General features: G+C 63.4%; 25 protein-coding genes, 1 tRNA gene and 1 pseudogene. 12 read left to right on the top strand and 15 right to left on the bottom strand.

The window, feature by feature from the left end:
- Nucleotides 1–39: 39 nt before the first annotated feature.
- Genes AC1RLU_RS23245 through AC1RLU_RS23235 form a run of 3 tightly spaced genes read right to left on the bottom strand, consistent with a single transcriptional unit; the run spans nucleotide 40 to nucleotide 3,311 of the window.
- Entirely contained in the window at nucleotides 40–669 is a 630-nt protein-coding gene (locus AC1RLU_RS23245) for an Isoquinoline 1-oxidoreductase subunit (protein ID WP_492798480.1), read from the bottom strand.
- The gene (locus tag AC1RLU_RS23240) at nucleotides 669–2,849 is read right to left on the bottom strand and encodes a xanthine dehydrogenase family protein molybdopterin-binding subunit (protein ID WP_492798479.1); all 2,181 of its coding nucleotides are present in this window, start codon (nucleotides 2,847–2,849) and stop codon (nucleotides 669–671) included. Before AC1RLU_RS23240 ends, AC1RLU_RS23245 begins: the two co-directional genes overlap by 1 nt.
- A gap of 3 nt (nucleotides 2,850–2,852) precedes the next feature.
- Complete coding sequence (locus AC1RLU_RS23235; RefSeq protein ID WP_142114538.1) at nucleotides 2,853–3,311, bottom strand: (2Fe-2S)-binding protein; 459 nt, start codon at nucleotides 3,309–3,311, stop codon at nucleotides 2,853–2,855.
- Nucleotides 3,312–3,512: 201 nt separating this feature from the next.
- Here AC1RLU_RS23235 and AC1RLU_RS23230 point away from each other — a divergent pair, with 201 nt between their 5' ends.
- Nucleotides 3,513–4,133 (top strand): TetR/AcrR family transcriptional regulator, encoded by a 621-nt coding sequence (locus tag AC1RLU_RS23230; protein ID WP_492798478.1) that lies wholly within the window; start codon nucleotides 3,513–3,515, stop codon nucleotides 4,131–4,133.
- 763 nt (nucleotides 4,134–4,896) lie between these two features.
- On the opposite strand, the gene AC1RLU_RS23225 is transcribed toward AC1RLU_RS23230, so the two are convergent.
- A complete protein-coding gene (locus AC1RLU_RS23225) occupies nucleotides 4,897–5,235 on the bottom strand; it encodes a hypothetical protein (protein ID WP_492798477.1) in 339 nt (112 codons plus the stop codon).
- Here AC1RLU_RS23225 and AC1RLU_RS23220 point away from each other — a divergent pair.
- From AC1RLU_RS23220 to AC1RLU_RS23210, 3 genes and pseudogenes are all read left to right on the top strand, one after another.
- Nucleotides 5,219–5,632: pseudogene (locus AC1RLU_RS23220) on the top strand (recombinase family protein); the annotation flags it as partial. The gene AC1RLU_RS23225 and the pseudogene AC1RLU_RS23220 overlap by 17 nt on opposite strands.
- A gap of 358 nt (nucleotides 5,633–5,990) precedes the next feature.
- Nucleotides 5,991–6,266: a hypothetical protein gene (locus tag AC1RLU_RS23215; RefSeq protein ID WP_492798600.1), complete on the top strand. Its 276-nt coding sequence runs from the start codon at nucleotides 5,991–5,993 to the stop codon at nucleotides 6,264–6,266.
- A gap of 326 nt (nucleotides 6,267–6,592) precedes the next feature.
- Nucleotides 6,593–7,984, top strand: coding sequence for a hypothetical protein (locus AC1RLU_RS23210; protein WP_492798476.1), 1,392 nt, complete (start codon nucleotides 6,593–6,595; stop codon nucleotides 7,982–7,984).
- Nucleotides 7,985–8,520: 536 nt separating this feature from the next.
- Here AC1RLU_RS23210 and AC1RLU_RS23205 read toward each other — a convergent pair.
- Both AC1RLU_RS23205 and AC1RLU_RS23200 read right to left on the bottom strand, forming a co-directional pair.
- Nucleotides 8,521–8,597: transfer RNA gene (locus AC1RLU_RS23205), tRNA-Arg, on the bottom strand.
- A gap of 404 nt (nucleotides 8,598–9,001) precedes the next feature.
- Nucleotides 9,002–9,961: a LuxR C-terminal-related transcriptional regulator gene (locus AC1RLU_RS23200; RefSeq protein WP_492798475.1), complete on the bottom strand. Its 960-nt coding sequence runs from the start codon at nucleotides 9,959–9,961 to the stop codon at nucleotides 9,002–9,004.
- Here AC1RLU_RS23200 and AC1RLU_RS23195 point away from each other — a divergent pair.
- Complete coding sequence (locus AC1RLU_RS23195; RefSeq protein WP_492798474.1) at nucleotides 9,945–11,072, top strand: aminotransferase class I/II-fold pyridoxal phosphate-dependent enzyme; 1,128 nt, start codon at nucleotides 9,945–9,947, stop codon at nucleotides 11,070–11,072. The two genes, AC1RLU_RS23200 and AC1RLU_RS23195, sit on opposite strands and share 17 nt — an antisense overlap.
- A gap of 153 nt (nucleotides 11,073–11,225) precedes the next feature.
- On the opposite strand, the gene AC1RLU_RS23190 is transcribed toward AC1RLU_RS23195, so the two are convergent.
- From AC1RLU_RS23190 to AC1RLU_RS23175, 4 genes are all read right to left on the bottom strand, one after another.
- Entirely contained in the window at nucleotides 11,226–12,038 is an 813-nt protein-coding gene (locus AC1RLU_RS23190) for an inositol monophosphatase family protein (RefSeq protein ID WP_492798473.1), read from the bottom strand.
- 26 nt (nucleotides 12,039–12,064) lie between these two features.
- On the bottom strand, nucleotides 12,065–12,748 hold the full coding sequence (locus AC1RLU_RS23185; protein ID WP_492798472.1) for an ABC transporter permease: 684 nt from the start codon (nucleotides 12,746–12,748) through the stop codon (nucleotides 12,065–12,067).
- The gene (locus AC1RLU_RS23180; RefSeq protein ID WP_492798471.1) at nucleotides 12,745–13,443 is read right to left on the bottom strand and encodes an ABC transporter permease; all 699 of its coding nucleotides are present in this window, start codon (nucleotides 13,441–13,443) and stop codon (nucleotides 12,745–12,747) included. The genes AC1RLU_RS23185 and AC1RLU_RS23180 overlap by 4 nt, the downstream gene beginning before the upstream one ends.
- A gap of 71 nt (nucleotides 13,444–13,514) precedes the next feature.
- Nucleotides 13,515–14,333 carry a transporter substrate-binding domain-containing protein gene (locus AC1RLU_RS23175; protein WP_492798470.1) on the bottom strand — a complete coding sequence of 273 codons (819 nt, stop codon included), beginning with the start codon at nucleotides 14,331–14,333 and terminating at the stop codon, nucleotides 13,515–13,517.
- 411 nt (nucleotides 14,334–14,744) lie between these two features.
- On the opposite strand from AC1RLU_RS23175, the gene AC1RLU_RS23170 reads away from it, so the two are divergent.
- The 4 genes from AC1RLU_RS23170 to AC1RLU_RS23155 are packed head-to-tail and all read left to right on the top strand — an operon-like array spanning nucleotide 14,745 to nucleotide 18,242.
- Nucleotides 14,745–15,653 carry a metal ABC transporter substrate-binding protein gene (locus tag AC1RLU_RS23170; RefSeq protein WP_492798469.1) on the top strand — a complete coding sequence of 303 codons (909 nt, stop codon included), beginning with the start codon at nucleotides 14,745–14,747 and terminating at the stop codon, nucleotides 15,651–15,653.
- Complete coding sequence (locus AC1RLU_RS23165) at nucleotides 15,650–16,555, top strand: manganese/iron ABC transporter ATP-binding protein (protein WP_492798468.1); 906 nt, start codon at nucleotides 15,650–15,652, stop codon at nucleotides 16,553–16,555. Before AC1RLU_RS23170 ends, AC1RLU_RS23165 begins: the two co-directional genes overlap by 4 nt.
- Nucleotides 16,552–17,409, top strand: a complete 858-nt coding sequence (gene sitC, locus AC1RLU_RS23160; RefSeq protein WP_091858694.1) for an iron/manganese ABC transporter permease subunit SitC — start codon at nucleotides 16,552–16,554, stop codon at nucleotides 17,407–17,409. Before AC1RLU_RS23165 ends, sitC begins: the two co-directional genes overlap by 4 nt.
- Nucleotides 17,409–18,242, top strand: a complete 834-nt coding sequence (locus AC1RLU_RS23155; RefSeq protein WP_492798467.1) for a metal ABC transporter permease — start codon at nucleotides 17,409–17,411, stop codon at nucleotides 18,240–18,242. The genes sitC and AC1RLU_RS23155 overlap by 1 nt, the downstream gene beginning before the upstream one ends.
- Nucleotides 18,243–18,339: 97 nt before the next feature.
- Here the strand turns inward: AC1RLU_RS23155 and AC1RLU_RS23150 are convergent, their stop codons facing one another.
- The 4 genes from AC1RLU_RS23150 to AC1RLU_RS23135 all read right to left on the bottom strand — a co-directional run bounded on the left by AC1RLU_RS23150 (nucleotide 18,340) and on the right by AC1RLU_RS23135 (nucleotide 22,169).
- Nucleotides 18,340–19,842 (bottom strand): tripartite tricarboxylate transporter permease, encoded by a 1,503-nt coding sequence (locus AC1RLU_RS23150; RefSeq protein WP_492798466.1) that lies wholly within the window; start codon nucleotides 19,840–19,842, stop codon nucleotides 18,340–18,342.
- Nucleotides 19,843–19,846: 4 nt separating this feature from the next.
- Nucleotides 19,847–20,317, bottom strand: a complete 471-nt coding sequence (locus tag AC1RLU_RS23145; RefSeq protein WP_082617509.1) for a tripartite tricarboxylate transporter TctB family protein — start codon at nucleotides 20,315–20,317, stop codon at nucleotides 19,847–19,849.
- 79 nt (nucleotides 20,318–20,396) lie between these two features.
- Nucleotides 20,397–21,152 carry an HpcH/HpaI aldolase family protein gene (locus AC1RLU_RS23140; protein ID WP_492798465.1) on the bottom strand — a complete coding sequence of 252 codons (756 nt, stop codon included), beginning with the start codon at nucleotides 21,150–21,152 and terminating at the stop codon, nucleotides 20,397–20,399.
- A gap of 48 nt (nucleotides 21,153–21,200) precedes the next feature.
- Nucleotides 21,201–22,169 (bottom strand): Bug family tripartite tricarboxylate transporter substrate binding protein, encoded by a 969-nt coding sequence (locus tag AC1RLU_RS23135; RefSeq protein ID WP_492798464.1) that lies wholly within the window; start codon nucleotides 22,167–22,169, stop codon nucleotides 21,201–21,203.
- Between the two features lie 104 nt (nucleotides 22,170–22,273).
- Between AC1RLU_RS23135 and AC1RLU_RS23130 the strand changes: the two genes are divergently transcribed.
- The 3 genes from AC1RLU_RS23130 to AC1RLU_RS23120 all read left to right on the top strand — a co-directional run bounded on the left by AC1RLU_RS23130 (nucleotide 22,274) and on the right by AC1RLU_RS23120 (nucleotide 25,685).
- The gene (locus AC1RLU_RS23130) at nucleotides 22,274–23,212 is read left to right on the top strand and encodes a 2-hydroxyacid dehydrogenase (RefSeq protein ID WP_492798463.1); all 939 of its coding nucleotides are present in this window, start codon (nucleotides 22,274–22,276) and stop codon (nucleotides 23,210–23,212) included.
- Nucleotides 23,213–23,274: 62 nt separating this feature from the next.
- Nucleotides 23,275–23,994, top strand: a complete 720-nt coding sequence (locus tag AC1RLU_RS23125) for a GntR family transcriptional regulator (RefSeq protein ID WP_061969016.1) — start codon at nucleotides 23,275–23,277, stop codon at nucleotides 23,992–23,994.
- 146 nt (nucleotides 23,995–24,140) lie between these two features.
- Nucleotides 24,141–25,685, top strand: coding sequence for an ABC transporter substrate-binding protein (locus AC1RLU_RS23120; RefSeq protein ID WP_492798462.1), 1,545 nt, complete (start codon nucleotides 24,141–24,143; stop codon nucleotides 25,683–25,685).
- On the opposite strand, the gene AC1RLU_RS23115 is transcribed toward AC1RLU_RS23120, so the two are convergent.
- Nucleotides 25,675–26,589, bottom strand: a complete 915-nt coding sequence (locus tag AC1RLU_RS23115; RefSeq protein WP_492798461.1) for a LysR substrate-binding domain-containing protein — start codon at nucleotides 26,587–26,589, stop codon at nucleotides 25,675–25,677. The two genes, AC1RLU_RS23120 and AC1RLU_RS23115, sit on opposite strands and share 11 nt — an antisense overlap.
- Between the last annotated feature and the right edge of the window lie 79 nt (nucleotides 26,590–26,668).

The raw sequence follows: 26,668 nt of genomic DNA, 5'->3' as shown, positions 1-26,668 counted from the left end.
CCAGGTTGCGTCTGCAGGGGGCGGGCTGCGTTGTGCCCGCTACGGTGCCGGACAGGCTGCGCCGCTATCGGCCCAGGCCTGCATCAATGCGCCGAATTCGGCCGCCGTGCCGGGAGCGGGCGCGCGACCCTTGCCGGGATTCCAGCCCCAGAGCACGAGGGTGTCGGTGGTGACGTGCTTGATCAGCGCCGCGGCGTCGCGGCTGCCGTTGCGGTTCTGGTCCTTCAACTGCTCGCAGATCTGGCCGATCGTCTTGCCTTCCCAGGCCATCGAGGCCGGAGCGAGCGCCCAGTGCCCATCGCCCGGAACGCCTGCCGGGTCGAAGTTCTGTTTGCCGTGACAGGTTGCACAAGGCAGGCCGGCCGCGCCGTGGCCGTCCTTGCCACGCACGACGACGGGCTCGTGCAGCTTGCGCAGATCGCCCTGGCGCGGCCGCTCCGTCGCGGGGTGGCAGTTCATGCAGCGCGGATGGGTGAGCACCTTGCCCATCTCGTTGAACAGTGCGACCGAGCGGTCGTGCTGATTGGCGATCGAGGCGAAGCTCGACGCCGGGCGCAAGGCCGCGCCGCCGGATTGGGCCTGCCCGGCATTCTGCGCCAGGGTCAGGGCGCTGCCACCGAGGCAGACCGCGAGCGCCGCGCCTGCGGCGAGGATCAGGTTGCGGCTCATCAGACCGAGCCTCCCTGCATCGGCAGCTGTCGCGGCCGGCCATGGCCGAGCGCGGCGAGCGCATTGGCGACGGCGGGGCCGATCGGCGGCACGCCGGGTTCGCCGATGCCGCTCGGCTTTTCGGTCGAGGCGATGATCGCCACCTCGACCTCCGGCATCTCGTGGATGCGCAACGAGCGGTATTCGTGGAAATTGGTCTGGACCGGCCGGCCGCCGTCGAGCGTGATCTGGCCGTAGAGGGCGTGGCCGAGGCCGAAGCCGATGCCGCCCTCGACCTGCGCCCGGATGATGTCGGGATTGACGGCGACGCCGCAATCGACCGCGCACCAGACCTTGTGCACCTTTGGCTCGCCCTCCGGCCCCATCGAGACCTCCGCGATCTGGGCGACGAAGGAACCGAAGCTCTCGACCACGGCGACACCGCGGGCACGGCCGTCGACCGGTCCCGGCCCCTTCCAGCCTGCGAGCTCGGCGACGGCCTTGAGCACCCCGGCTGCGCGTGGATGCCTGTCGCCCATCAAGGCAAGCCGGCCCTGGACCGCATCCTGCCCGGCCGCCTGGAGCAGTTCGTCGACGAAGCACTCGACGGCATAGCCGGTATGGGTGTGGCCGACCGAGCGCCACCAGAGCGTCGGCACGCCGACCTTGGGATTATGCACCTCGCAGCGGAAGTCCGGAACTTCGTAGAAGATCTCGTTGGCGCCCTCGACCGAGGTCGCGTCGATGCCGTTCTTCACCACCATCGCCTCGAAGGGCGTGCCGAGGAAGAAGGATTGGCCGACGAGCGTGCTCGACCATGCCGCGATCTTGCCGTCCTTCACCGCGCCCCGGAAGCGATGGACGAAGAGCGGGCGGTAATAGCCGCCGGTGAGATCATCCTCGCGGGTCCAGACCACCTTGACCGGGCGGTTCGGGCCGATCGTCTTGGCGACCGTGGCGAGCTCGGCCGCCAGATGCTGGCTGACCTGCGCGCGCCGGCCGAAGCTGCCGCCGGCGAGCATGGTCTCGAGCGTCACCTTCTCGGGCGGCAGGCCGAGGACGCCGGCGATGGTCTGGTGCTCGGTGGTCTGGAACTGGCTGCCGAAGCGGGCGTGAGCCTTCTCGCCGTCCCATTCCAGATAGCCGTCGAGCGGCTCCATCGGCGCATGCGCCAGATAGGGGAAGACGAACTCCGCCTCGATGACGCGCTCGGCCTTGGCGAGTGCCGCCTCGGCATCGCCATGGCTGCCGGCGACCGTGCCGGGCTGGCGGGTGAGCCTGCGATATTCGGCGATGAGCTCGGAGCTGCCGCGCTTTTCCGCCTGGCTGTCGTCCCAGGTCACCTTCAGCGCCTCGCGCCCCTTCAGCGCCGGCCACATGCCGTTGGCATAGACCGCGACGCCGTAGCCGATCGACTTCACATCGACGACGCCCTTGACCTTCAGCGCTTCCGCCGCATCGAAGCTCGCGACCTTGCCGCCGAAGCGCGGCGAGCGGGCGACGACGACCGTCAGCATGCCGGGCGCGTGGATGTCGATGGTGAACTGCGCCTTGCCGCGCGACTTGTCGGCGCTGTCGAGGCGCTTCACCGCGCCTTCCTTGCCGATGAACTTATAGGCCGAGGCCGGCTTCAGGGGCGGGTTCTCGGGGACCGACAGCTTGGCGGCGGCTTCAGCGAATTCGCCGAACGATCCCTTGCGGCCGGAGGCGTGGCTGATCACGCCCTCCTCGACCTTGATCTCGCCGGTCGGAACCTTCCAGCTATCGGCCGCGGCCTGCACCAGCATCATGCGCGCCGCGGCGCCCGCCTTGCGCATCTGCTCCCAGCTATTGGCGATGGCGGTCGAGCCGCCGGTGCCCTGCACGCCGAAGGCGAGATTGGCATAGAGCTTGACGTCCGCAGGCGCATGCTCGGCGCGCATCTGGCTCCAGGCCGCGTCCATCTCTTCGGCCGCGAGCGTGGCGAGGCCGGTGAACGGGCCTTGCCCCATTTCGATATGCTTGATCAGCACGGTCACGGTGGAATCGGGCGAGACGCGGATGAAGGCGTTCGGCGCGAAGGTGGCGTTGCCGCCCGGCCGATAGGCTGCGCCGGCGCCGGACTGGGCCTTGGCGCCGCGCGGCAGATGGAAACCGATGACGAGGGCCCCGGCGCCGGCCAGCAGCGAGCGGCGGGAAAGCTTGGGGTCATGCGCGGTCATGGCTCAGATCTCCAGCGCGCGGGCCGCGTCATGGATCGCGGCGCGGATACGGACATAAGTGGCGCAGCGGCAGATATTGCCGTTCATCGCGAGGTCGATATCGCGGTCGCTCGGCTTCCTGTTTTCCTTGAGCAGGGCGATGGCGCTCATCACCTGGCCGGACTGGCAATAGCCGCATTGCGGCACGTCGCGCGCGGTCCAGGCGGCCTGGACGGCATCCGCCTCCTTGCCGGCGAGGCCCTCGATCGTGGTGATCTCGCTGGTGCCGACAGCAGAGGCCGGCGTCACGCAGGAGCGCAGGGGCTGGCCGTCGATGAAAACGGTGCAGGCGCCGCATTGGGCGACGCCGCAGCCGAACTTGGTGCCGGTCAGGCCGAGATTGTCGCGGATGACCCAGAGCAGGGGCGTGTCGTCGTCGACATCGACGGTATGCGCCGTCCCGTTGACTTTGAGAGAGACCATGGTTGCCTCCGATGCTGGCAAGACGCAGCGCGGCACCATGGTGCGGATCGAGGGCTCGCCCTCGATGGCCCTATCTGACATACCAGATGGCGGGCGATGGATCCGTAGCCCTGGGTCGCGCGACTGGACTATTTAGACGATTTGAGTCTAATTAGGATGGTCGCGCGCAGTTTGGATTTTGTCAAGACTACTGACGCCGCAATGCCGAACAAAAGCGAAAGTTCCAGCCCGCTCCCCGTCGACGATGCCCATGCCCGCGTCGACCAGATCGCCGATGCGGCGCTGCGGCTGTTTGCCCGCTATGGCTACAAGCGCAGCTCGATGGACGACATCGCCAGGGAGGCCGGGCTCGCCAAGGCGACGCTCTACCTGCATTTCAAGGGCAAGGACGACGTCTTCCGGGCCATGCTGGACCTGCTCGGGCGCCGCGTCGAAGCACGTTGCCGTGAGGTGGTCGCAGCGCAGGGGCCGTTTCCGGAGCGGCTCGCTGCACTGCTCCAGGCCCATCACGGGCAGGCCTATGCCAGTTTCGGCACCGGCGAGCATCTCGTCGAGCTGAAGGCGGTGATGAACACCATCGCGACGCGCCAATTGCAGGCTTTCGAACGGATCTTCACGACGTTCGCCCGCGACCTGCTCTCGCAGGCCGAACAACGCGGAGAGATTGCCTTGTCGCGTCTCTCGGCCAGCGCCGAGGATTGGGTTGCCAGCCTGCTCTTTGCCGCCGCGGGAGCGAAGCTCGGCACCGCACCGGGCGCCGAGGACTATGCACGCAGGCTCGAGGCGATCGCGTCGGTCTTCGCTGCAGCCCTTGCACCATAGGTGTGAATGGTCACGGGGCCTGGTCCGCCGGTTCCGCCGTCTTTCGCCAGGAACGGCAAGGAAATCTGGGCCGTGCCGTGCAGCGAGAGCAGGGGGGCGTCATCGACGTCCAGCGCGCCAGCCGAATCCGCCGGCGCGGGGTCGGCGATGACGGGCCCGAAGGGTGGACCTCCAGCCGCATCGCCATCGTTGACTGGTCGGCCCGGCCGGAAAGCAGCGCGTCGTCGACCACGTCTTCAGTCCCGGTCGCGAGGCGCTCGCGTTGCGCAGCAATCCCCGCATTCGTACGGCCGCGACCAGGCACATGGCCAGAGCTGCGGCAATCGCCTTGTGTCACGCGAACGCGCACCGTCCTTCGCGGCTGTGTGGGACAGCCGTGTGGGCGAATGGGCACAACGAACGTAAGCGATTGGTTTTAATGGCGCGCCGCCGCGGGCGAAACTGAGAACTATGTCTACTCCATAGCCCTCTAAGGCCCTCCTTTTGTAAGAATCGAAGCTCGTGGCTCTTGAACCGCAACCTCGGTTGACTTGGAAAACGGGACGGAAGGGCTGCCGGCCTCATCATTGGCAGTCCGCCGATTGCCGCCGTTTTCACGACAGTGACACCAGTCCGTCGAGTCCGGCGCCCATGGCGCGGCGAAGGAATCTGTCCCCTCTGAAATCTGGCGGCAAATCGTCTGCATCAGTGGCGGCGACTTCATCTGCATGTCGGCTTCGCGCATCCAGCCCAGTCCGCCGAGAGGCAGACACCTATTGTTTGCCTAGCAGAAGGCGGCGACCACCGTTTCAATGGGCAGGAACAATGTCAGGCTGTCCTCGGGATATTCGATGAACTCGGCCCAGCGCAGATAGAAGCGTTTCTCCGCTTCGTCCTTGGCCTGGATCAGAACCGCCGCGATGCCGATGCTTTGCGAAGCCAGTGCGATCCGGCGCAGCGCGTCGGACAGCAGGTCCGCGCCAAGAGCTTTGCCAGCATGATCGCGATTAGACGCCCGATCACTGACTCCAGGATGGTATCGACACTCTTCTTCAGCGGCGCGTCTCTCGGCGTGCCTGCATTCGATTTCTGACCTCAGCGGACCGATGGGCGTCAAGGCCATCGCCTGCTTCCTCAACGAGCGCGGCATCCGCACCCGCAATGGCGGGCGCTGGGGCCTAGCGCAGGTCTATACCATCCTGACCCGCACCACCTATGTGGGCGAGCACCGCTTCAACCGCAGCCATGCCCGCACCAGAGAACGGAAGGCAACAACGGAGCATGCCATCATGTCCGTGCCATCGTTGATCGCGACGCATGACTTCAACGAGGTCCAGAACCTGCTCCGGTCGCGCAACCCCAAGATGATGCACCCGCAAGCGGTCGGCGGGCCGACATTGCTGACGGGCATCTGTTTCTGCGCCTGTTGCGGTGGAGCGATGACCGTTCGCACCGGGACGGGCAGTAGCGGACGATTGTACTGCTATTACTCTTGTTCGACCCGAAGGCGTCAGGGACGGACGGGATGCCAGGGCCCTGCGGTCCGGATGGATCGGCTGGACGAAACCGCGATCGATTTCCTCGGATCGACGTTGCTTGCTCCCGAACGGATCGAAGCATTGATGGCGCCGCTTCTGGCGCACCGGGGAACGTGGGCGGATCGTCGACAACAGCATGTTACTGAGCTGCGGGGGCAGGCGGACGAGGCCGAACGCAAGCTTCGGAATCTTTATAAGGCGGTCGAAGACGGCATGCTTGCCAGTACCGATCGCATGTTCAGGGAGCGCGTCGCTGAGCTTTCCGCCCTCCGTGACCAGGCCGAGATCGAAGCGGACCGAGTAGCAGCGATCGTGGATCGCAACAGGCCCCGTGCTGTCCATGCAGGACGTGATCCGCATGGCGGGAGATGCGCGTGCAAAGCTACGCAAAATTGGCTCGCCGCCGCGCCAGATCGTCCGCACGCTGCTCCAGCGGGTCGATGTGGTCAGCAAGGACGAGGCTCACGTGAAAGGCTCGTGTGGCGATTTACTGAAGGCACTCGCCTCCGCAACCGGCAACAGGGCGATCATGACGGCAGGCGCAGGCGGATTGAACTGGGATTGGGCCAACCGCGATGGCATTGAAGACGCCTATGTTTTCCGTGTAGCGATGTAGGGCAAACGGGCCTGAGTCCCCGAGCGACACCATCGCGCGGTCTTCCGTCTAACTGACGGCTTAGGGGCCGGAAGCGACCTGTCCGCGTTCAATTGCCAAACTCAGATAGATGTCTCGCGCATTTCGGAGAGAAGTCGACGTTTGAGGCTTTGTGGGGTCAGTTTGAAAGAACCACGGACATTGCTTTTCGACAGCCGGACGCGCCGTACTACTGGCTTGCATCTCGCCTTTGGCTTCTGATTGCCACCGATCGGATCGCCCTGGATTGCTCCGCATTCGTTGCGCCCGTAGGCGGTCGGCTTTTTGAAGTCGCTACCGATAAGGCGTTGCCGCATATTCTCATGCGAGACTATGCAGCCGATGCGTGTAGAAAGCTGGTGGCGGCCAACGCCATGAGCTTTAACCGCGTTCAGACAAAGGAACTGACGTTGGTCAATAAATCATCGCTCCCGAATGGTACAAAGAAGGAGCGCAACTATGGGAGTTATAACTTCTTCGATCATAGAAAAAATCCTCGATTGAGATTTCATTTCGATACGATGGACACCTTGCGATACTGGTATTCAAGCTGGATAGGGATTTTCGAAGACCTTACCGAGGCGGATTTCATCGAGACGGCCGACAAGTACATATCGGACGTTTGGGGCGTCGTAGACGAGCCTCCATATGGCTCCCGAGAAAAGCGTAAAGGCCGCTTCAACGACCGCAGTTGGCGGCGCTCTTCCCATAGCCACGGCAGCCTTCCGACACTTGAGCGCTATCAGAGCTACCTCGAATGGCATGCGATGTGGTGTGCGGGCGGAGAAATCCTAACGTCGCACCGTTTAGCGCAGCACGACTGGGACTATGGCTCGTTGGACTACGAGATTCGCATCGACAAGCTTACCGAGCCTCCTCTCTGGTTGTCTGATCTGGTTGGAAGTCGCCCCCTTTTGGAGGGCTTCTGGCGACCTCCGCAGAGGCCGATCGCTGAATGGCGCAAGGATGCAACGGATCCTGAGATTCTTGCCGAGATCATGGTAGCCGATAGGCCCGGATACCTCGTGGTCGATCAATCAGCCACAACTGCCTCGCGAAACTTTCGCCAAGAGGTCAGGGTAAGCACTGGCCTCGTGTCTTCAGATACAGCCCCTGCGCTCGTGCGAGCCTTCCAAACGACCTGGGACGATTTTGACTACCGAATTCCGCCAGAGGGCGACGACCTCGAGATCGATGCTGGCGACTACGTGTTGCGGGGGTGGCTTAAGAGCAACGACGGCGACAGTCGATTCGATCGCCCCGACCGCTTTTGCAATGGGACACGTCGCATTGAGTGCGAGCCAGGGCGCGCCATTACAAAAGTGTTGGGTCTGTCTCGTCAAACTGACCGGGGTGCTCGTTGGTTTCGTTCGGATCATTCCGAGCCGACTTTCATCTACGAGGTATGGGGTCATCCAGAAGTCGAAGACGACCGCGAAATTTATTACGACGACGATGTTCGATCTGATGGCTATCGACTGTTAGTTCGCATCTCGGACTTGGCCGAATTCCTTCATGGCCAGGGAATGGAAATGATTATGGAATCGGGATTGCGTCGTGACGAAAAAGGCAAAAGCAGCTCTTCCTATGACGATAAAGAGTCGACCGAAGTTAGATTCGACCGCCTCTTCCTTTTCCGATTGGACGGTACGATACAAGCTGCCGAACGAGACGTTGGCGCTTGGCGACAAGATAGTTAGCGCGCTCAATCTCCATAAGACCGTAGACACACTGGGCCGATGGAAAGCCCATCACCTTGCCGAGTTAGTGCTTGCTGTTCGAGATACAAAGGGACCTGACAAAATAGCTGCCGAAGCAAGACTTGCGGACACACTGCGGAATTTCGGGCGCCCATCCGGCAGCCGTTTCCGTTACTCGGAAGGCTACGATCTGAAAAAGATAGCGCCGATCTTAGACAAAGTCCTAGGCAAGCTTTGATTCTGCCTATTGGCGCCCCCGAGTCTGGCGAAACCACTGTGTGTCCGCTTTTGGTCTGGCAGATTCATAGGTCGAGAACTGAAATTAGGGCGCAAAGCTGCCATCAGCGACGAATATGTCGGCTCTGGCCTTTGCCAAACCGCGTCATTCGACCGGACGCGATTCGAACTTTTCCACCGCCAAACGCCGCCGTTTCTACGCCTTTTGCCTACCTGCAACCTCGCGCTGTCCGATCGACCGCAATTCAGGCGGAAATCGGCGGCGTTTTTCGGCGTTTAAATAGTGAAAGTGGGAGTTTTGGCGCGCCCGACACGATTCGAACGTGTGACCTTTGCCTTCGGAGGGCAACGCTCTATCCAGCTGAGCTACGGGCGCTAACCGTGCAGGCTGGATAGCCGATCCCCGCCGCTTCGGCAATGCGGGATTTTGGATGACGCGAAGTTCTCCGAAGGCAAAGGTCATACGTTCGAATCGTGTCGGGCGTGGCGCGGTTGTGGCTGAGGCCGCGCCCTGAATAGCCGATTGTCGAGGGCTCGGTGCGCCCGGAGCTGTCCCGAGCGCGTGATCCTTCGCTTGCAGGGCCTCCCGCATCGAGACGTCGCTGAGGAAAGGGTTGTGACATGCTCCCTGATACCGAGTGGAGCGATGAAGGGGGAGTTCGCTTTCAGGCACGCAGACCTGCAGCTCGACAGTGTCTCGGGCGCTGCTGTGGGTCTAGTCCAGGCCCGGCGCTAAACAGGCCCTCGATCCGCAGGCGTTTGGTTCGCCGGAGTCCGGCTTCAGCGCGTCGGCGTCAGTTCCGTTCCGATATGTTTCAAATAGAGGTTCAGCAATTCGGCCTGGGTCGAGATCTGGAGTTTCTCATAGGCGTTCTTGCGATGGGTTTTGACGGTCGCCAGCGAAATCCCGAGCTGGGAAGCAATCGATTCCGAGGAATGCCCCCGCAGCACCAACTCTAGCACCTGGCGCTCGCGCGAACTGATCGCGCCTTGGCCGAACGGCTCCGTGTGGCGCGCCGGGGCGTCCCGTTGCGAACGGTCGTGAGCGGCGCGGCTGCGGGACCAATAAGCGCGAAAACAGGCGAGGATGAAGGCGAGCTCCTCTTCGATCACGGCAAGATCGGTGCCTTGGAAATCGCCCTTGCGCAAATAGCGGTAGAGCGCGAGTTCGACGGTTTCGTTCTCCTCCAGCTGCAGCGCGATGTCGATCTCGCCCAGCCCTTCCGGCCAGTCACGCGTCACATAGCCGATCTCTTCCTGGCTGGTCACCTTGATCCGATAGTCGTTGTAGAATTCGCTCTGGAAGAAGATGTCGGGCGCGAGATCACGAATACGGTAGACGGCTGAGGCGAGGCCGGCCTGCTGCGCCTGGAAGAAAGGATTGAGGGCATAGGTCTTTTCCAGATATTCCCTGATGCCGTTCTTGGCCTTCTCGCCGGTGAAGTTATTGAAGACGTGGATCGGTGACTGGTTATGCCGATGGACGAAGATCGTCGCGGCATCGAATTCCGTCCGTTCAGCGAGGTGAGCGACCAACGCCGCGGCGAAATCGCTCCTGTCGATCGCGTCGACGAGGCGCGCCGCCCGTTCGTGCAAATTCAGCATGCTCCGCCCTTCGCCAGCCCAGGCCATCCCGCCATCCCTCTCTGGGAGGATAGGCGAGGACGAGCCTCTGTCACAATGAAGCATGCAGGATTGCAGCCAACGACAGCGGACAAGGCCAATGAAATACGCTCGCATGGTGATCGAGACCGAAGCGCCGGAAGAATATGGCTATGACCGGATTCGCTTCAATCTTTCGGAGAGCTCCATCCGCGACCAGACATTGCGGGGCGGGGGCTTCACGGTGCCGGACCTCACGCTGTTCTATGGCGAGCATCGCGGCGAGACGCGCCTGCGCGAACTGATCGCGGCGCAAGGCCAAGACCTGACGCCGGATCAGGTCCTGGTGACGGCCGGTGCGGCCGGTGGATTGTTCATCATCGCGACCTCGCTCCTGTCGCCCGGCGGGCATCTCGTCGTGGTCAGGCCGAATTACGCCACCAATATCGAGACGCCGAAGGCGATCGGCTGCGACATCACCTATATCGACCAGCAGTTCGACGACGGCTTTAAGCTGGATATCGACGCCATCGCCCGCGCGATCCGGCCCAACACGCGCTATGTCAGCATCACCTGCCCGCACAACCCGACGGGCACGATGATCTCTGAAGCCGCCCTGCGGCAGCTGATCGCGCTGGTCGAGGCCCGCGGCTGCCGCCTGCTCGTCGACGAGACCTATCGCGACCTTCAGTATGACAAGCAGCTCCCGGTCGCCGCCAGCCTCAGCCCCAGTGTGATCAGCGTCTCGTCGCTGTCCAAGGCCTATGGCATTCCCGGCATCCGCGTCGGCTGGATCATTACCCGCGATCCCGCGCTCTATCAGACCTTCCTGGCCGCCAAGGAACAGATCGGGATTTGCGGCAGCGTCATCGACGAGTGGATTGCCGGCTCGATGCTCGAGCGTCGCGATCAATTCCTGGCGGAACTTGCGCCCGTGATGCAGCAGCGGCTCAAGATCATGCGCGACTGGGTCGAGAACGAGCCGCTGATCGAATGGGTCGAGCCGAAGGGCGGGGTGGTCTGCTTCCCGCGGATGAAGGTCGACGCCGCTTTCGACTTCGACCGGTTCTATACGACGCTGCTCGAAAAGCACGGCACCTATGTCGGTCCGGGGCACTGGTTCGACATGCCGCGCTGTTATTTCCGGATCGGCTTCCTGTGGCCGCTGGAAGACGAACTGCGCGGCGGGCTGGCAGCGATCTCCGCCGCTCTGCGCGAGACGATGGCCAGCGCCAAGGCGGTCGCATAGGAGCGCCATCTGCGCGATCGTCCGAGCCTCCATCGTTCCGGTGATCGGGACGATGGAGGGGTCCTTATCCGATGGGATCAGCCTGGTGCCGGCTGAATTTTCGCGAAGCCGCAGCGTTGCTGCGGCTTGTCCTACGACGATGGCGTCGTCCAGTCAGGGGGCGGGTGTGACCGAGGCCGGCATTTCCCGGGCGATCGTTGCCAGCACCTCGGCATGGAGCGCGGGCGTGGCACTGGCCACGAAGCGCTGTCCGGATGTCAGGCCGAGAGGTCTGCCCTCCCAGTCGCTGATTGCGCCGCCGGCCGCGCGGATGATCGGCGCGAGCGCGCAGTAATCGAATGGGTCATGCCCCGCTTCGATGCCGATATCGAGTTGGCCGCTGGCGAGGCGCGCATAACCATAGCAACCCGCGCCATAGACGCACCAGGCCGCGCGTGCACGCAAAGCGGACACGGCCCGGAACTCGTCATGATCGTAGGGCTCGGGGCTGGTGGTGAACATCAGCGTTCCCGACAGCGTTTCCGATGCTCGCGTCGTGGCGACCCGGCCGTTGCAGATCGCGGGCGTGCCGTCGGCGGCGCTCCAGCGTTCCCCGGTGACGGGATGGTCGATGATCCCGAGTACCGGAATGCCGTTATGGGCAAGGGCGATCAGCGTGCCGTAAAGCGGAATCCCGGCGATGAACTGCTTGGTGCCGTCGATCGGATCGAGGATCCAGACCCATTCCTTGTCGAGATTGGTCGGTGCGAACTCCTCGCCCAGGACGCCGTGGTCCGGATGCTCCGCCGCTATCGCTTCGCGCAACGCCGTTTCGATCTCGCGGTCGATCGCGGTGACCGGGCTTGCATCATGCTTGCTGTCGAAGCTCTGCGCTGCGGCTCCGGCCCGTTTCAGGATGGCTCCGCTGCAATCGGCCAGGCGGTGCGCGAAGGGCAGGAAATCGGCGGGCACTGGGAGGCTTGGCATGGCAGGTCTCGGCGGCGAAGCGACGTTCAACGCTGAGCGTGCCGGTTGAGCCTGATTTCGAAATGCGAGACGATCGTCTGCACGAGAAAGGTCAGGACCAGGTAGATCAACGCAGCGGCGATGAAGATTTCATAGGGAGAAAACGTTTCGGCGACGATCGTGCGGGCGATGCCGGTCACGTCGAGCAAGGTCACGGTGCTCGCCAGGGCCGTTGACTTGAGCAAGCTGACGATCTCGTTGCCGTAGGCCGGCAGGCAGAGGCGCAGGACGATCGGCGTCGTGACAAAGCGCAGCCGATGGAGGCGGCCGAGACCCAGCGCCCAGCAGGCTTCTTTCAGCCCTTTGCCGACACCGAGCAGGCCGCCGCGGATGATTTCGGCGACATAGGCACCGTTATTGAGCGAGAGCGCCAGGCACATGCACCAGAACGGCTCGCGCAGCAGCGGCCAGAACGGGCTCGTCCGGACGAATTCGGACTGAGGCAGGCCGAAATAGATCATGAACAGCTGCACCAGCAGCGGCGTGCCGCGGAAGAAGTAGACGTAGGCCTCGGCCGGCCAGGACAGCCAGCGCGTGTTGCGGGCGAAGCTGGTCGCGAGTGCGATCACGAGCCCCAAGACCAGCGAGACCGCGAGCAGGCTCAGCGTCATGCGCAGCCCCTCCAGCAGGCGAGGGAAGCTCAGCGCCATCAGCGGGATGTCGAAGCTCATCGGGCGGCCAACATGAAGTGGTTTGCCCGGCGCTCCAGGCGGCGGATAACTGCGGTTACCACCGTGGTGAAGGCGAGATAGATCAGCGCGACGGTGAAATACATCGCGAAGGGCATCGAGTTCGTCGATGCTGCCATATCGGCGGTGAACATGATCTCCTGCAGGCCGATCACGGAGATCAGGGCGGTATCCTTGACCAGCGAGTTCAGGTGGTTGCCGAAGCTCGGCAACGCAAGGCGCCACATTTGGGGCAGGCGAATGAGAATGAAGACCTGAAAGCGTCGTAATCCCAAAGCGCGTCCGGCCTCGACCTGCCCTTGATCGACGCCCAGGAAGGCGCCGCGAAAAGTCTCGGTCGCAGCGGCGCCGACGATCAGGCTGATAGCGAGCGAGCCGGCCCAGAACGGCGAGAGGTCGACGAAGCGCGTCTGCGGCCAGACAAGTTTCGCCAGGGCCGTCAGGGTGACGGCCGAGCCGAAATAGAGCAGGAGCAGGACGAGGAATTCCGGGGTTCCGCGAAAGATCACTGTGTAGGCGTTGGCCGCGCCGCGTGCCACGCGGTTGCTTGAGAGCTTCGCGCTCGCCCCGATCAGGCCCCAGATCACGGTCAGCACCAGCGAAACCAAGAAGACCAGCAGGATCACGAGTGAACCCTGCAGGAAGGGTCCGCTCCACCGCCACAATTCCTCAAACATCACGATCCCATGCGACGATTAGACCGAGGCGGGGCGCCGCAGCCTTGTGAGGCCGGCCGCGGCGCAGGGGCTCAATTGGTCGTGGCTGGCTTCCAGTCCCGCGGATAGATCGGGAAGGGGAAGTATTTCTTGCTGAACCGGTCGAGCGAGCCGTCATCGGTCATGCCGGCGATGGCCTTGTCGATCTTGGCCAGAAGAACTTCGTTGCCCTTGCGCAGGCCGACGCCGGCGCCGGCACCGAAGAGCTTGTCGTCGCTGATCTCCGGCCCAACGAACCCGAAGCCCGCACCTTCCGACTTGCTGAGGAAGGCATCATGCGCCTTCATCGGGTTTGTCATGATCGTGTCGACGCGGCCGGCCTTGATGTCGAGGAACAGGGCTTCGACAGTGTCGTAGCGCATGACATTGGCACTCGGCATCTTGGCCTTGAGCCAGTCGTCATAGGTCGTCGAGCGCTGCAAGCCGACCTTGATCGACTTGAAGGCTTCGGGATCGAGCGTGCCATCCGGTTTGAACAGGGCGAGCTTGGCGCCGGTTGGGGCGACGAAGCGTCCGACGGAGATTCGGTAGGGCCGGGAGAAGTCGATCTTCTTCTGGCGCTCTTCGGTGATGCCCATCGAGGCGACGACCAGGTCGAATTTATTGGCCAGCAAGGCCGGGATCATTCCATCCCATTTCTGGCAGACGAACTCGACCTTGTCGCCGAGGCGCTGGCCGATCTCGTTGGCGACATCGACATCATAGCCGGCGTAGTTGCCGTTGGCATCGCGGAAGTTGAAGGGGAACGACGTGCATTCGATGCCGACCCTCAATTCCCCTGCATGCGCCGTGGCGAGATTTACGGCGGCCCCGAGCAGTGCCGAGAAAAGCCATTTGGTGCTGATTTTCATGACCGTCCCCATTTTTTGCGGGCAGCCTGCTCGCTTTCCGATCCAAGCGAATGGCAGCCGACTCGATTAAGCACCGCCCGATCGGACCGGCATATCATCCCAGAGGTTGATGCGTTGCAGCATGCCTGCCGGTGAGGCCGCCGCTTCGGCAATGCGGGATTTTGGATGGCGCGCAGTTCTCCGAAGGCAAAGGTCACACGTTCGCATCGTGCCGGGCGCGCCGTGAATGCGGCTGGGGCCTCGATGAACAAGTCAGCCGCCCGCGAAAGCGCTTTGATGTGTGGTTCAGCGGGGTCTCGCGCGCGGGCATGACCGCCGATCCTGTAATTGCTAATAACTCGCACTTGCAAAATGAACAAGCTTCGAGTTAGAAGGGATTTGTTGCAATTCATTGTCAATAAGGATGCCTCGATGGCCGTTGGCTCGCGCAGATCAGCTCTCATCGGTTTGATGGGCGCCGCGTTTTTCGCCGCATGCAGTGTCGTGCCCGCCGCGGCGCAGGAGAAGTTCAAGGCCGTCACGACCTTCACGGTGATCGCCGATATCGCGCGCAACGTCGCCGGCGACGTGGCTGTGGTCGAGTCGATCACCAAGCCTGGCGCCGAGATCCATAACTACCAGCCGACGCCAGGCGACATCCAGCGTGCGCAGGGCGCGCAGCTTATCCTCTGGAACGGCCTCAATCTCGAACTGTGGTTCGAGAAATTCTTCCGCAATCTCAGGAACGTTCCCAGCGTGGTCGTCTCGCAGGGCGTCGAGCCGATGGGGATCAGCGAAGGTCCCTACAAGGGCAAGCCGAACCCGCATGCCTGGATGTCGCCGGCGGCAGCGCTGATCTATGTCAACAATATCCGCGACGCCTTCGCCAGGCACGATCCGAAGAATGCCGAGGCCTACAAGGCCAATGCCGAGGCCTACAAGGTCCGGATCAAGGCCGCCGTCGACCCGATCAAGGCCGAGCTTGCCGCCGTTCCCGCAGAGAAGCGCTGGCTCGTCTCCAGCGAAGGGGCGTTCTCCTATCTGGCGCGCGATTTCGGATTGAAGGAACTCTATCTCTGGCCCATCAATGCCGACCAGCAGGGCACGCCGCAGCAGGTCCGGAAGGTCATCGACGCCGTGCGGAAGAACAAGATCACCGTGGTCTTCTCCGAGAGCACGATCTCCGAGAAGCCGGCCCAGCAGGTCGCGCGCGAGACCGGCGCAAGCTATGGTGGCGTGCTCTACGTGGATTCTCTGAGCGAGGCGGGCGGCCCGGTCCCGACCTATATCGACCTGCTCAAGGTTACCGCGGACACGATCGCGAAGGGGCTGACGCGGTGAACGCTCCCGTCGCCGGTCGCTCGCTTCCGCCCGCTGCCGATGAGGGCTCAGGGATTGCGGTGACCGATGCGACGGTCACCTATCGCAACGGCCATACGGCACTTCGGGATGCGAGCTTCCGCATCCCCACCGGCACGATCGCGGCACTGGTCGGCGTCAACGGCTCCGGCAAGTCGACGCTGTTCAAGGCGATCATGGGTTTCGTGCGCCTTGCGAAGGGCGACATCCGCATCCTCGGCGTGGCGGTGCGCGAGGCGCTGCGCCGCAACCTCATCGCCTATGTGCCGCAGGCAGAGGAGGTCGACTGGACCTTCCCGGTCCTGGTCGAGGACGTCGTGATGATGGGCCGTTACGGCCATATGGGCATGATGCGCATCGCCAAGGCGGCTGATCACGAGGCTGTCGCCGCCGCGCTTGAGCGCGTCGACATGAGCGCCTTTCGCAAGCGTCAGATCGGGGAGCTCTCGGGCGGACAGAAGAAGCGCGTCTTCCTGGCACGTGCCCTGGCCCAGGACAGCCGGGTCATCCTGCTCGACGAGCCTTTCACCGGCGTCGACGTCAAGACAGAGGACCAGATCATCGCCCTGCTGCGGGAGCTCAGGGCCGAGGGGCGGGTCATGCTCGTCTCGACGCATAATCTTGGCTCCGTGCCGGAATTCTGCGACCGCACCATCCTGATCAAGGGAACGGTGCTGGCCCATGGCCCGACGGCGGAGACCTTCACGCAGGAAAACCTGCAGCGCGCCTTCGGCGGCGTTCTGCGTCATTTTGTGCTGAGCGAGCCCGGCCGCAGCGGGCAGGCGCCGGTCGGCGTCTTCACCGACGACGAGCGGCCGCTGATCCTGCGCGAGGGCAAGGCATCCAGCCGGGAGGCCGAAACGCCGCAGGGTGAGCGGCAATGATCGCCGTTCTGCTCGAACCCTTCGCCTATGGCTACATGCGCAATGCGATGTGGGTATCCGCCCTCGTCGGTGGCGTCTGCGCCTTCCTGTCCTGCTATCTGATGCTGAAGGGCTGGTCGCTGATCGGGGATGCGCTCTCGCATGCGATCGTGCCGGGCGTTGCCGGCGCCTACATGCTGGGGCTGCCCTTCTCGGTCGGCGCCTTCTTCTCCGGCGGGCTCGCGGCCGGCGCGATGCTTTTCCTGAACCAGCGGACAAGGCTGAAGGAAGACGCAATCATCGGCCTGATCTTCTCCAGTTTCTTCGGGCTCGGCCTGTTCATGGTCTCGCTGTCGCCGACCTCGGTGAACATCCAGACCATCGTGCTCGGCAACGTGCTCGCCATCACGCCGGCCGATACGATCCAGCTCGCGGCCATCGGCTTTGTCTCGCTCGCCATCCTGCTCGTCAAATGGAAGGACCTGATGGTGACCTTCTTCGACGAGAGCCATGCGCGCTCGATCGGCCTCAATCCGACGGCGCTGAAGCTGATGTTCTTCACCTTGCTCTCGGCCTCGACGGTGGCGGCCCTGCAGACGGTGGGCGCCTTCCTCGTCATCTGCATGGTGGTCACGCCCGGCGCCACGGCCTATCTGCTGACCGACCGCTTCCCGCGGCTCCTGGTGATCGCAGTGGCGATTGGCGCGCTGACGAGCTTCACCGGCGCCTATATCAGCTATTTTCTCGACGGGGCGACCGGCGGCATCATCGTCGTGCTGCAGACCACGATCTTCCTTGTCGCCTTCTTCCTTGCGCCCAAGCATGGCCTGCTGGCGGCCCGCCGCCGCGCCGCCTGCGAGCTGGAGGCCGGGTGATGGCTCTCATCGATACGCTGTTGTCGCCCTTCCGCTTCGACTTCATGATCAACGCGCTGGTGATATCCGCGATCGTCGCGGTGCCGATGGCGCTCCTGTCCTGCTTTCTCGTGCTGAAGGGCTGGTCGTTGATGGGCGACGCGATCAGCCATGCCGTGTTTCCGGGCGTGGTCCTCGCCTATATCCTCGGCTTTCCCTACGCGATCGGCGCCTTCGTCGCCGGTATGATCTGCGCCACCGCGACCGGCTTCCTCAAGGAGAACAGCCGGATCAAGCAGGACACGGTGATGGGGGTCGTCTTCTCGGGCATGTTCGGGCTCGGCCTCGTGCTCTATGTCAAGATCCAGTCCGACGTGCATCTCGACCACATCCTCTTCGGGGACATGCTCGGCGTCTCCGGGGCGGACATTGCCGGCGCTGCCGCGATTGCCGCCTTCACGGCGGCGGTGATCGGCATCAAGTGGAAGGATTTCCTGCTGCACGCCTTCGATCCGGCGCAGGCACAGGCGATCGGCCTGCGGGTCAAGCTGCTGCATTACGGCCTGCTGGCGTTGATTTCGCTGACGATCGTCGGTGCGCTGCAGGCCGTCGGCATCATCCTCGCCATCGCCATGCTGATCGCGCCCGGCGCCATCGCGTTCCTGCTGACCCGCCGCTTCAGCACGATGCTGCTGATATCGGTCATCATCGCGGTGACCGGTTCCGTGTTGGGCGTCTATCTCTCGTTTTTCCTCGACAGTGCGCCGGCACCGACGATCGTGCTGCTGTTGTCGCTCGTCTTCGTTCTCGCGCTTTTCCATACGAGCAGGAGAGCCACCGAGGCACCGGTATAGGTGCATAGCCTGCAAAGGGAGCGCGAGAGCCGTGCTGCGCTGGAAGGCGGCGCCTAGGTTGCCCTGCCAATCGCGGCCCAAAACGAGACATGGGATCCTATTCGGCGAAAGCCTTCTCGCGCTGGCTTTGAACCGCCGGCAGCGCAACGACGACGAGCATCACGAGAGCAATAGCCAACAAGCTGCAGGATATCGGCTCCTCGACGAAGATCGTCCAGCTGCCACGCGAGAGAACCATGGCCCGCCGCAGGTATTCCTCCAGCAATGGGCCCAGCACGATGCCCAGCAGGAGCGGTGCTGCTTCGCAGTCGAGCTTGCGCCAGAGATAGCCGAGTGCCGCAAGCGGAATCGAGATCCAGATATTGAACGTACTGTTGTCCATCGAATAGGCGCCGATGGCACAGAACATCAGAATCGCGGGCGACAAGACGCGCGTCGGGATGGCGAGCATCCGGACCCACAGCCCGATAAGCGGAAGATTGAGCACGACGAGCATCAGATTGCCGATCCACATCGACGCGATCAGCCCCCAGAACAGCGTCGGATTGCTGGTCATGACTTGCGGGCCAGGCTGAATGCCATGGATCATCAACGCGGCGATCATCAGCGCCATGATCGGATTTGACGGCAGGCCGAGCGTCAGCATGGGAATGAAGGATGTCTGTGCGCCGGCGTTGTTGGCAGCTTCCGGCGCCGCGACACCCGCGATGGCTCCCCGACCGAATTGCTCCGGTGTCTTCGACAGCTTCTTCTCGACCGCATAGGACACGAAGGACGACAGCGTCGCACCGCCCCCGGGAAGAACGCCGAGCAAGGATCCGAATATCGTGCCGCGCATCGCCGCTGGCGCAGCCTGCCGCAACTCCCCGCGGTCCGGCAGGATCCGGCCGATCGGCGCATCGGTCGTGCTCTGGGTTCCGGCTTCGCTGATCAGTGAAATCAATTCGGCGAAGCCGAACACCGCGATCGCGATGACCGCGATATCCAGCCCGTCGTAAAGCTGTGGGATGCCGAAGGAAAAGCGGGTCGCACCCGAATTCACATCGGTCCCGATCATGCCGATCAACAGGCCCAGCACGACCATCGCCAGTGCTTTGAGGATCGACCCCTGAGCCAGAACCACCGCGGCGATCAGCCCCAGAACCATGAGCGAGAAATACTCCGCCGGTCCGAACGCGAAGGCGAGCTCGGCCAAAGGGGCGGCCGCAACGGCTATGACGGCGGTCGCGAAGGTGCCTGCGAAGAAGGAACTCAGCGCGGCTATGCCGAGGGCCGTGCCCGCGCGGCCTTTGCGCGCCATCTGATAGCCGTCGAGGGCGGTAACGATCGAGGAGGGCTCGCCCGGCAGGTTGACGAGGATCGCCGTGGTCGAGCCGCCATACTGGGCCCCGTAGTAGAGGCCTGCCAGCATGATGAGCGCAGCGTCGGGGCTCGCCACCTTGAAGGTCAGCGGAAGCAGCATCGCGATGGTTGCGAGCGGCCCGAGGCCTGGCAGGACGCCTATCGCCGTGCCGAGAACCACGCCCACGAAACAGAACAGCAGATTCTGCGGCTGGATCGCCGTGGTCAGGCCGAGAATGATGTTCGACGCGAAATCCATCGCCTCAGCCGCTGAAAGGCAATGATGGCCAGGCCGCGATCGGCAGGCCCAGGCCGCGGATGAAGACGAAGTCGCAAATCGCCGCAAGGGTGAGAGCGACGAGGCCGGTCTCGATCAGCTTTCCGGAGCGCCCGGCCCAGGCGCAGACCGCGACCAGGGCAACCACCGCAATGACCGCACCTGCGGTCGGAAGCAGCAGCGCGAAGAGGGCCACTGCGAGCAGGATCAGGCTCATTTCGCGCCAGGCGATCGCCGCGATCTCCGTGCGTGTCGCGCTGACGCGGCAGGCCGCGAACGCGATCAGGATGCCGAGCCCGGTGAGGAGGGCCCCAAGCGCCAGGGGGAACCAGCCGGGGCCCATCTGTGCCGGCAAGCCGATCTCGTATCGGGCGGCGGTGGCCGCGAATGCAACGCCGAACGCAGCGAACATCAGCCCCGAGTAGAAATCCCGCCGGTTTCTGATCTGTAATCTCATTCTCGATCCTGCCTCCCATCGAGAAGCGCTGCGCCGCAGCTGATATCGTGCGCATGGTTCGGCGCCTGAGCGGAGCCTGTCAGCTCCGCAATGCGGCGAATGTCTGTTGCGCGCCCATTCTAATGAGGCGGGTGTCGGCCATCACCGTGATGAACCGAAACCCCTGCTCGGCCCGACGTTTGGCGTCCTCGATGCTGAAGGCGTGAATGCCGGCGACTTTGCCGAGCGCCGCTGCCTGCGCGAGGATCGCGGCGATGCCTTCCTCGGTGGCTGCGGCGAGGGGCGCATCGGGTGAATGGCCGAGCGATATGTTGAGGTCTGCCGGGCCCACGAAGCAACCATGGATGCCGTCCACCGCCAGGATCGCCGCAGCATTGGCCAGACCGTCGGCCGACTCGATCATCGGCAGGACGAGAAGCTCGTCACCGGCCTTCGCGAAATAATCCGGTCCGCCATAGATCGTGCCGCGGATCGGCCCGAAACTGCGCGAGCCCAGCGGCGGGTAAGCCGTGTTCTCGACAATGCTCCGGGCCTCGCCGGCATTGTTGATGAATGGAACGATCACGCCATAGGCGCCGAGATCGAGCACGCGCTGGATATGGATGGGGTCATTGGCAGGCACCCGGACGATCGGCGTCGAGGCGCTGGCGCTGAGCGTCTGCATCAGCACCTGGACGGTCGCCAGATTGTTCTCCCCATGCTGGAGATCGATCACCACGAAGTCGTAGCCGCACTGCCCCAATGTTTCGGCCCCGATAGGACTGGCGAGATTGCACATGATGCCGATAGCGGTTTGATCCGCGAGTGCCCGCTGCTTGGCGGTATTGGTTCGCATGGTCGTGCTCCAGGGGCGCGTGATGATCGAGCGTCAGACTGTTGCAGGCTATTTCGCGGCGAGGCCGGCCTGCTTGGCGATCAGGCGCCAGCTTTCCATTTCGTCCTTGAGCATCGCGCTGAACTCGGCCGGCTGGTTGACGACAGGATCCATTCCGAGAGCCTCGAGCTTTTTCAGCACCTCGGGCGAGGCCATCGTCTCTTTGAGGGCGGCGTTGAGGCGCTCGACGATCGCGGGCGGCGTCTTTGGCGGTGCGAGAACCCCGAACCAGTTGTTCAGCTCGTAACCGGGCAGCCCGCTCTCGGCGAAGGTCGGGACATCCGGGGTTGCAGGAGAGCGTTCCTTGCTGGTGATGCCGATGATCTTCAGCTTGCCGCTGCTGATGAAAGCCTGCACCGGCGGCAACGATGTCCACAACAGCTGGACCCGGTTGGCGACCAGGTCGGTAATGGCGGGCCCGTTACCCTTATAGGGCACATGCGTCAGCTTGATGCCGGCAACGCTCTGGAAGCGTTCGGCCGCCATGTGATTGCTGCCTCCGATGCCGCCCGAGGCAAAATTGATCGTTCCCGGCTTCGCCTTCGCCAAGGTGATGAGATCGCCCACGGTTTTCGCCGGAAAAGCCGCGCTGGCAACCAGATAATGCGAATAGCGCAGCACGAGGCCGATCGGAGCGAAATCCTTGATCGGATCGAAGGGGGCATTCGCCTGAATGATCGGGGTGATCGTGATGTCCGACGAGGTCAGCAGGATCGTGTAGCCGTCGGGAGCCGCCTGGCTGACGCCTACGGTTCCGATGGTGCCCGCCGCACCCGGCCGGTTCTCGACGATGACGGGCTGGCCGAGCTGTTTGCCGAGCGTTTCGCTGACGACACGACCGACGAAATCCGAGGTGCCGCCGGGCGGGAACGGGACGACGAGCTTGATCGGCTCGCTCGGATAGGTTTGGGCCAGCGCCGCTGTCGACAGGCCCGTAGCCACGAGCCCGGCCGCCAGAGCCATGCGAATGAATGGCATATCGTCCTCCCTCTCATTGCTCCCGGCATTGACGCCGGGTTCGATCGCTGCGTAATTGATATTTGATCAAATATCAAGGCAACGCGGATTGCAAGGGGACGAAGATGAAACCGGAGGTCCTGCAGATCGGCCCGCTGCTGCCGGAGACGACCGATGTGCTGTCGCGAACATATGTCGTGCACCGCTATGACCTCGCGTCCGATCGCGATGCGCTGATCGCGGCAGTCGCGCCGCGTCTGACTGCGATTGCGACACGCGGGGATTATCAGTTACGCGGGCAATTGATGTCGCGCCTACCGAAGCTCAGGCTGATCGCATCCTCGGGCGCAGGCTATGACGGCATCGATGTGTCGGCCGCACGGGCCATGGGTGTCGCGGTCACCAACACGCCGGGCGTCGTCTCGGAATGTGTTGCCGACATGGCCTGGGCCCTGACGCTGACCACCGTCAGGCGCGTCCTCTTCAACGACCGTTTCGTCCGCCGCGGGGCCTGGGCAAGCGAAAAACCGGCCTTGACCGACAAGGTCTGGGGTGAGCCTCTTGGCATCGTCGGCCTTGGTGGCATAGGCAAGGCGATCGCACGACGGGCCGAAGCCTTCAGAATGAAGATCGCCTATACTGGCAGGCGCGAACAGCCGGATACAGGCTACCGCTATTTCGCGGATATCCGCGATCTCGCGCGCTTCGCTCGTATCCTCGTGATCTCCGTTCAGGGCGGGCCCGGCACCGTGGGCCTCGTCGGGAGCGAGGTCATCGATGCGCTCGGCCCGGATAGCTATCTGATCAACGTGGCGCGAGGCTCCGTCGTCGATGAGCCTTACCTTGTCGAGGCGCTGCAGAATGGGCGCCTGGCTGGCGCCGGCCTCGATGTCTTTGCGCATGAGCCGAACGTTCCCGAAGCGCTGGCCGCACTGGACACCGTCGTTCTGCAGCCGCATCTGGGATCGGGATCCAACTATACGCGAATTGCGATGGGGCAGATGCTGCTCGACAACCTCACCGCCTTCTTTGAGGGCGAGCCTCTCCTCTCACCCCTACCGTGAAGCAGGGCTCGACGAACGATCGCCGCCTGCAATCAAGCGCACCAAGCCAGGATCGGAACTCCGTGGTTTACGGCAAGACATACTACCCGGATCATGCAAGCGAGGCTCCGGAGCACCTGGCGCCTGCGCTCAAGGTCGGCGCCACGACCTCCATGCAGGTTGCGGCGGATTTGCGCCGCCGCATCCTGCACGGCGAACTGGTTCCGGGGCAGCGCCTCAAGATCAACGAGATCGCCACGCTTTGCGGGGTCAGCCATATGCCGGTCCGCACCGCCCTGCAGGAGCTCGAAGCCGAGGGCATCGTCGAGCTGCACCCCAACCGTGGCGCCGAAATCCGCAGCATCAATGCCGAATACATCCGCAATGTGCTGGATGTGCGAGCCGGGATCGAAGTGATGCTGACCGGGCAAACCGCTGCGCTCATTGATGACGCGGGCGTGGCCGAGCTCACTGCCTTGGTGGACAATTTCGAGGAGAAGGCGACGACGCGCGAGGCAGCTACGATGCTGCATGCCAATTTCCGCCTCCACAATTTCATCAACCGGCTGCCGGGCAATTCGGAAGCGCTGCGGGTGCTTGATCGCGGGCGGCTACTCATCGAGGCCATTCGCGTGAAATATGCCTATGGCGGGGCGCGCATCGAGACGATCATTGCGGAGCACCGGCTATTGTTGAAAGCCATCGCCAATCATGACGTCAAACGGGCTCGCGACATCGCGCAGACACATTGTGAAGGAGCCAGGAATCAATTGCTCAGATTCCTGAAGAACGGCGACTGGTAACGGTGGCAAGCGCCTGCCACGGCACCGCGACGCTGCCTGCCTCAGCAAGCATCAACATAACCATTGCTTATAAGTGGCTCGCCAAACGTCATTTGACGGCATGCGGCGCGATCGGCCTCATGCGTCAAAGCATGGGGAGCACCGCGATGAACAAGACAACGATGGCCGTTCTGGCGGGCCTGCTGGCTGCGCCGGCTCTCGCCGCATCTCCGGCTCGGGCGGAAACGCTGCAGGTCGCTGTCGGCACCTCCGACATCACCAATATCGATCCGCATCGCGCCAACGGCTTCGACTCGATGCTGCTCAGCAACGTCTTCGATGGATTGGTGCGGTTTCCGCCGGGCAGCGCTGACCCGGCCAAGCTCGAGCCCGACCTCGCCGAGCGCTGGGAGACTGCTGCCGACGGCAAGTCCTGGACCTTCCATCTGCGCAAGGGCGTCAAGTTCCAGGGCGGCTTCGGCGAAGTTTCCGCCGATGACGTTGTGTTCTCGCTGAAGCGCGCCTCCGATCCGAAGACCTCGTCATTCGCCGGCAATTTCTCGTCGATCTCGGATGTGGTGAAGGTCGACGACATGAGCGTTCGCGTCGAGCTGAAATATCCGAATGCTGGCCTGCTCGGGCTGCTCTCGAACTTCAATGGTGGGCGCATCGTCAGCAAGAAGGCGGCCGAGCAGATGGGCGCCGGCTTCTCGGCGAAGCCGGTCGGCACAGGCCCCTTCGCGATCGCCGAGCATGTGCCACAACAATATGTCCGCCTGACCGCCAACAAGGACAGCTTCCGAGGCGTGCCGAAGATCGATGAAGTGTTCTGGCGCTTTGTGCTTTCCGACAGCAGCCGCGACCTTGCCTTCCAGTCGGGCCAGATTGACATGATCTATGGCCGGCGCGAGCAGCGTTGGGTGACGCAGGTCAAGGCACGCCCTGATGCCGTGGTCGACATCTTCGGCCTTGGCGAGTTCCGCACGCTGCATATCAACCGCAGCATCAAGCCGCTCGACGACATTCGGGTTCGGCAGGCGATCGCAGCGGCCATCGACGTCGATCAGATCGTTCGCTTCGTCGGCCCTGACGTCGCCAAGAAGGGCTGCTCGGTCGTGCCGCCGGGTTATCGCGGCGAGGACTGCTCCTGGACAGTGAAGGCTGACGTCAATCGCGCCAAGGCGCTGCTCAAGGAGGCCGGCCATCCCGACGGCATCACGCTGGCGGTTGTGGTCTCGAACATCTCCTCGCAGCTGCCGATCATGGAAGTCATTCAGAACCAGCTCGGCAAGGCCGGTATCAAGCTGGACATGAAGGTGGTCGACCATCCGACCTACCAGCAACAGATCCGCCAGAACGCCAGCGCGCTGGTGTTCTACGGCGCAGCACGCTTCCCGGTCGCCGACACCTATCTGACCGAATTCTACCACTCGGCAGCGACGGTCGGTAAGCCGACCGCGATCACCAATTTCTCGCATTGCGCCGTGGCCGACGCCGAGATCGAGCAGGCCCGCAAGGAGACCGACGCTGCCCGGCAGATGGCGGCCTGGAAGACCGCGCAGGAGAAGATCAACGCCGATGTCTGCGCCGTGCCGCTGTTCGAGCTGCAGCAGGTCTGGGCGCGCAGCAAGAAGGTCGATTACGGCTATGAGCTGAAGGGCGCGATCAACATCGCCCCGCAGATCACCGAGAAGACCACCGTCACGCGCTGAGCGCCTCCCGCATCAGCTCTCCGCCGCAGCGGCGGGCATGCCCGATGAAGAGATCGAGAAGGCCCGCATTGCGGGCCTTCTGTGCTTTGACCAGCAGGAAATGGTTGTCGATCGCCGGCTCGAAGCGCCGGATCGCGACACGGCCCTGCACCGGCCCCGCCATCAGCGGATGGACCAGCGAGAGGCCGAGGCCGTGAGCGACGAACTCGCAGAGCGTCGGCGCCGTCGTCACCTCCAGCACCAGGCGTGGCTGTGAGCCGTAATTCGCCATGACCTCGTCGACGACGCGGCGGATCTCGACGCCCTCGTCGAAGCCCACGAAGGGCTCGTCATGAAGGTCCTCCGGCCGGATCACGGATTTCCGCGCCAGTGGATGGCTCGGCGGCATGATGCAGACCAGCGGATGCGACAGGAAGGGCTCGGTCTCGAGATAGGCATGCTCGACCCTGGCGTTCAGGATGCCGACATCGACCTGGCGGGTGGCGAGCCAGTCGGTGAGGCCCGGCGAGCCGCGCACGATCAGCGAGACGAACACGTGCGGTTCGCTCTCAAGGAAGCGCATCGTCACCTGCTGGATGAAATGGCCAGAGAGGGCCGGCAGCACGCCCACGACGAGCCGCCCCTTCTCCTCGCGGCGCACGGTCTCGACCGCGCGCTCGAGCTGGTGCAGCCCGGAGAAGACGCGATCCACCTCCTCATAGAGCCGCATGCCCTGGATCGTCGGCGCGAGCTTGCCCTTGACGCGGTCGAATAGCCGCAGGCCGGTGTCGTATTCGAGATTGGAGACGAGCTTGCTGACGGCCGGCTGGGTGACGTTGAGCGCGAGCGCGGCGGCGCTGACGGTGCCGTTCTCGATCACCGCGCGAAAGGCCTCGACCTGCCGTAGATTGATGCTTCTGGGCATAACTCTCTGGAATACACTGAGCCAAAAACGTTGTTGGACGTTTTAGCATTGCCTGTCGATATTCACCAGAAGGAGGTCG

It is taken from the genome of Allobosea sp. GW822-FHT05A11 (assembly GCF_058800455.1).
This window is presented reverse-complemented; position numbering and strand designations above follow the sequence as displayed.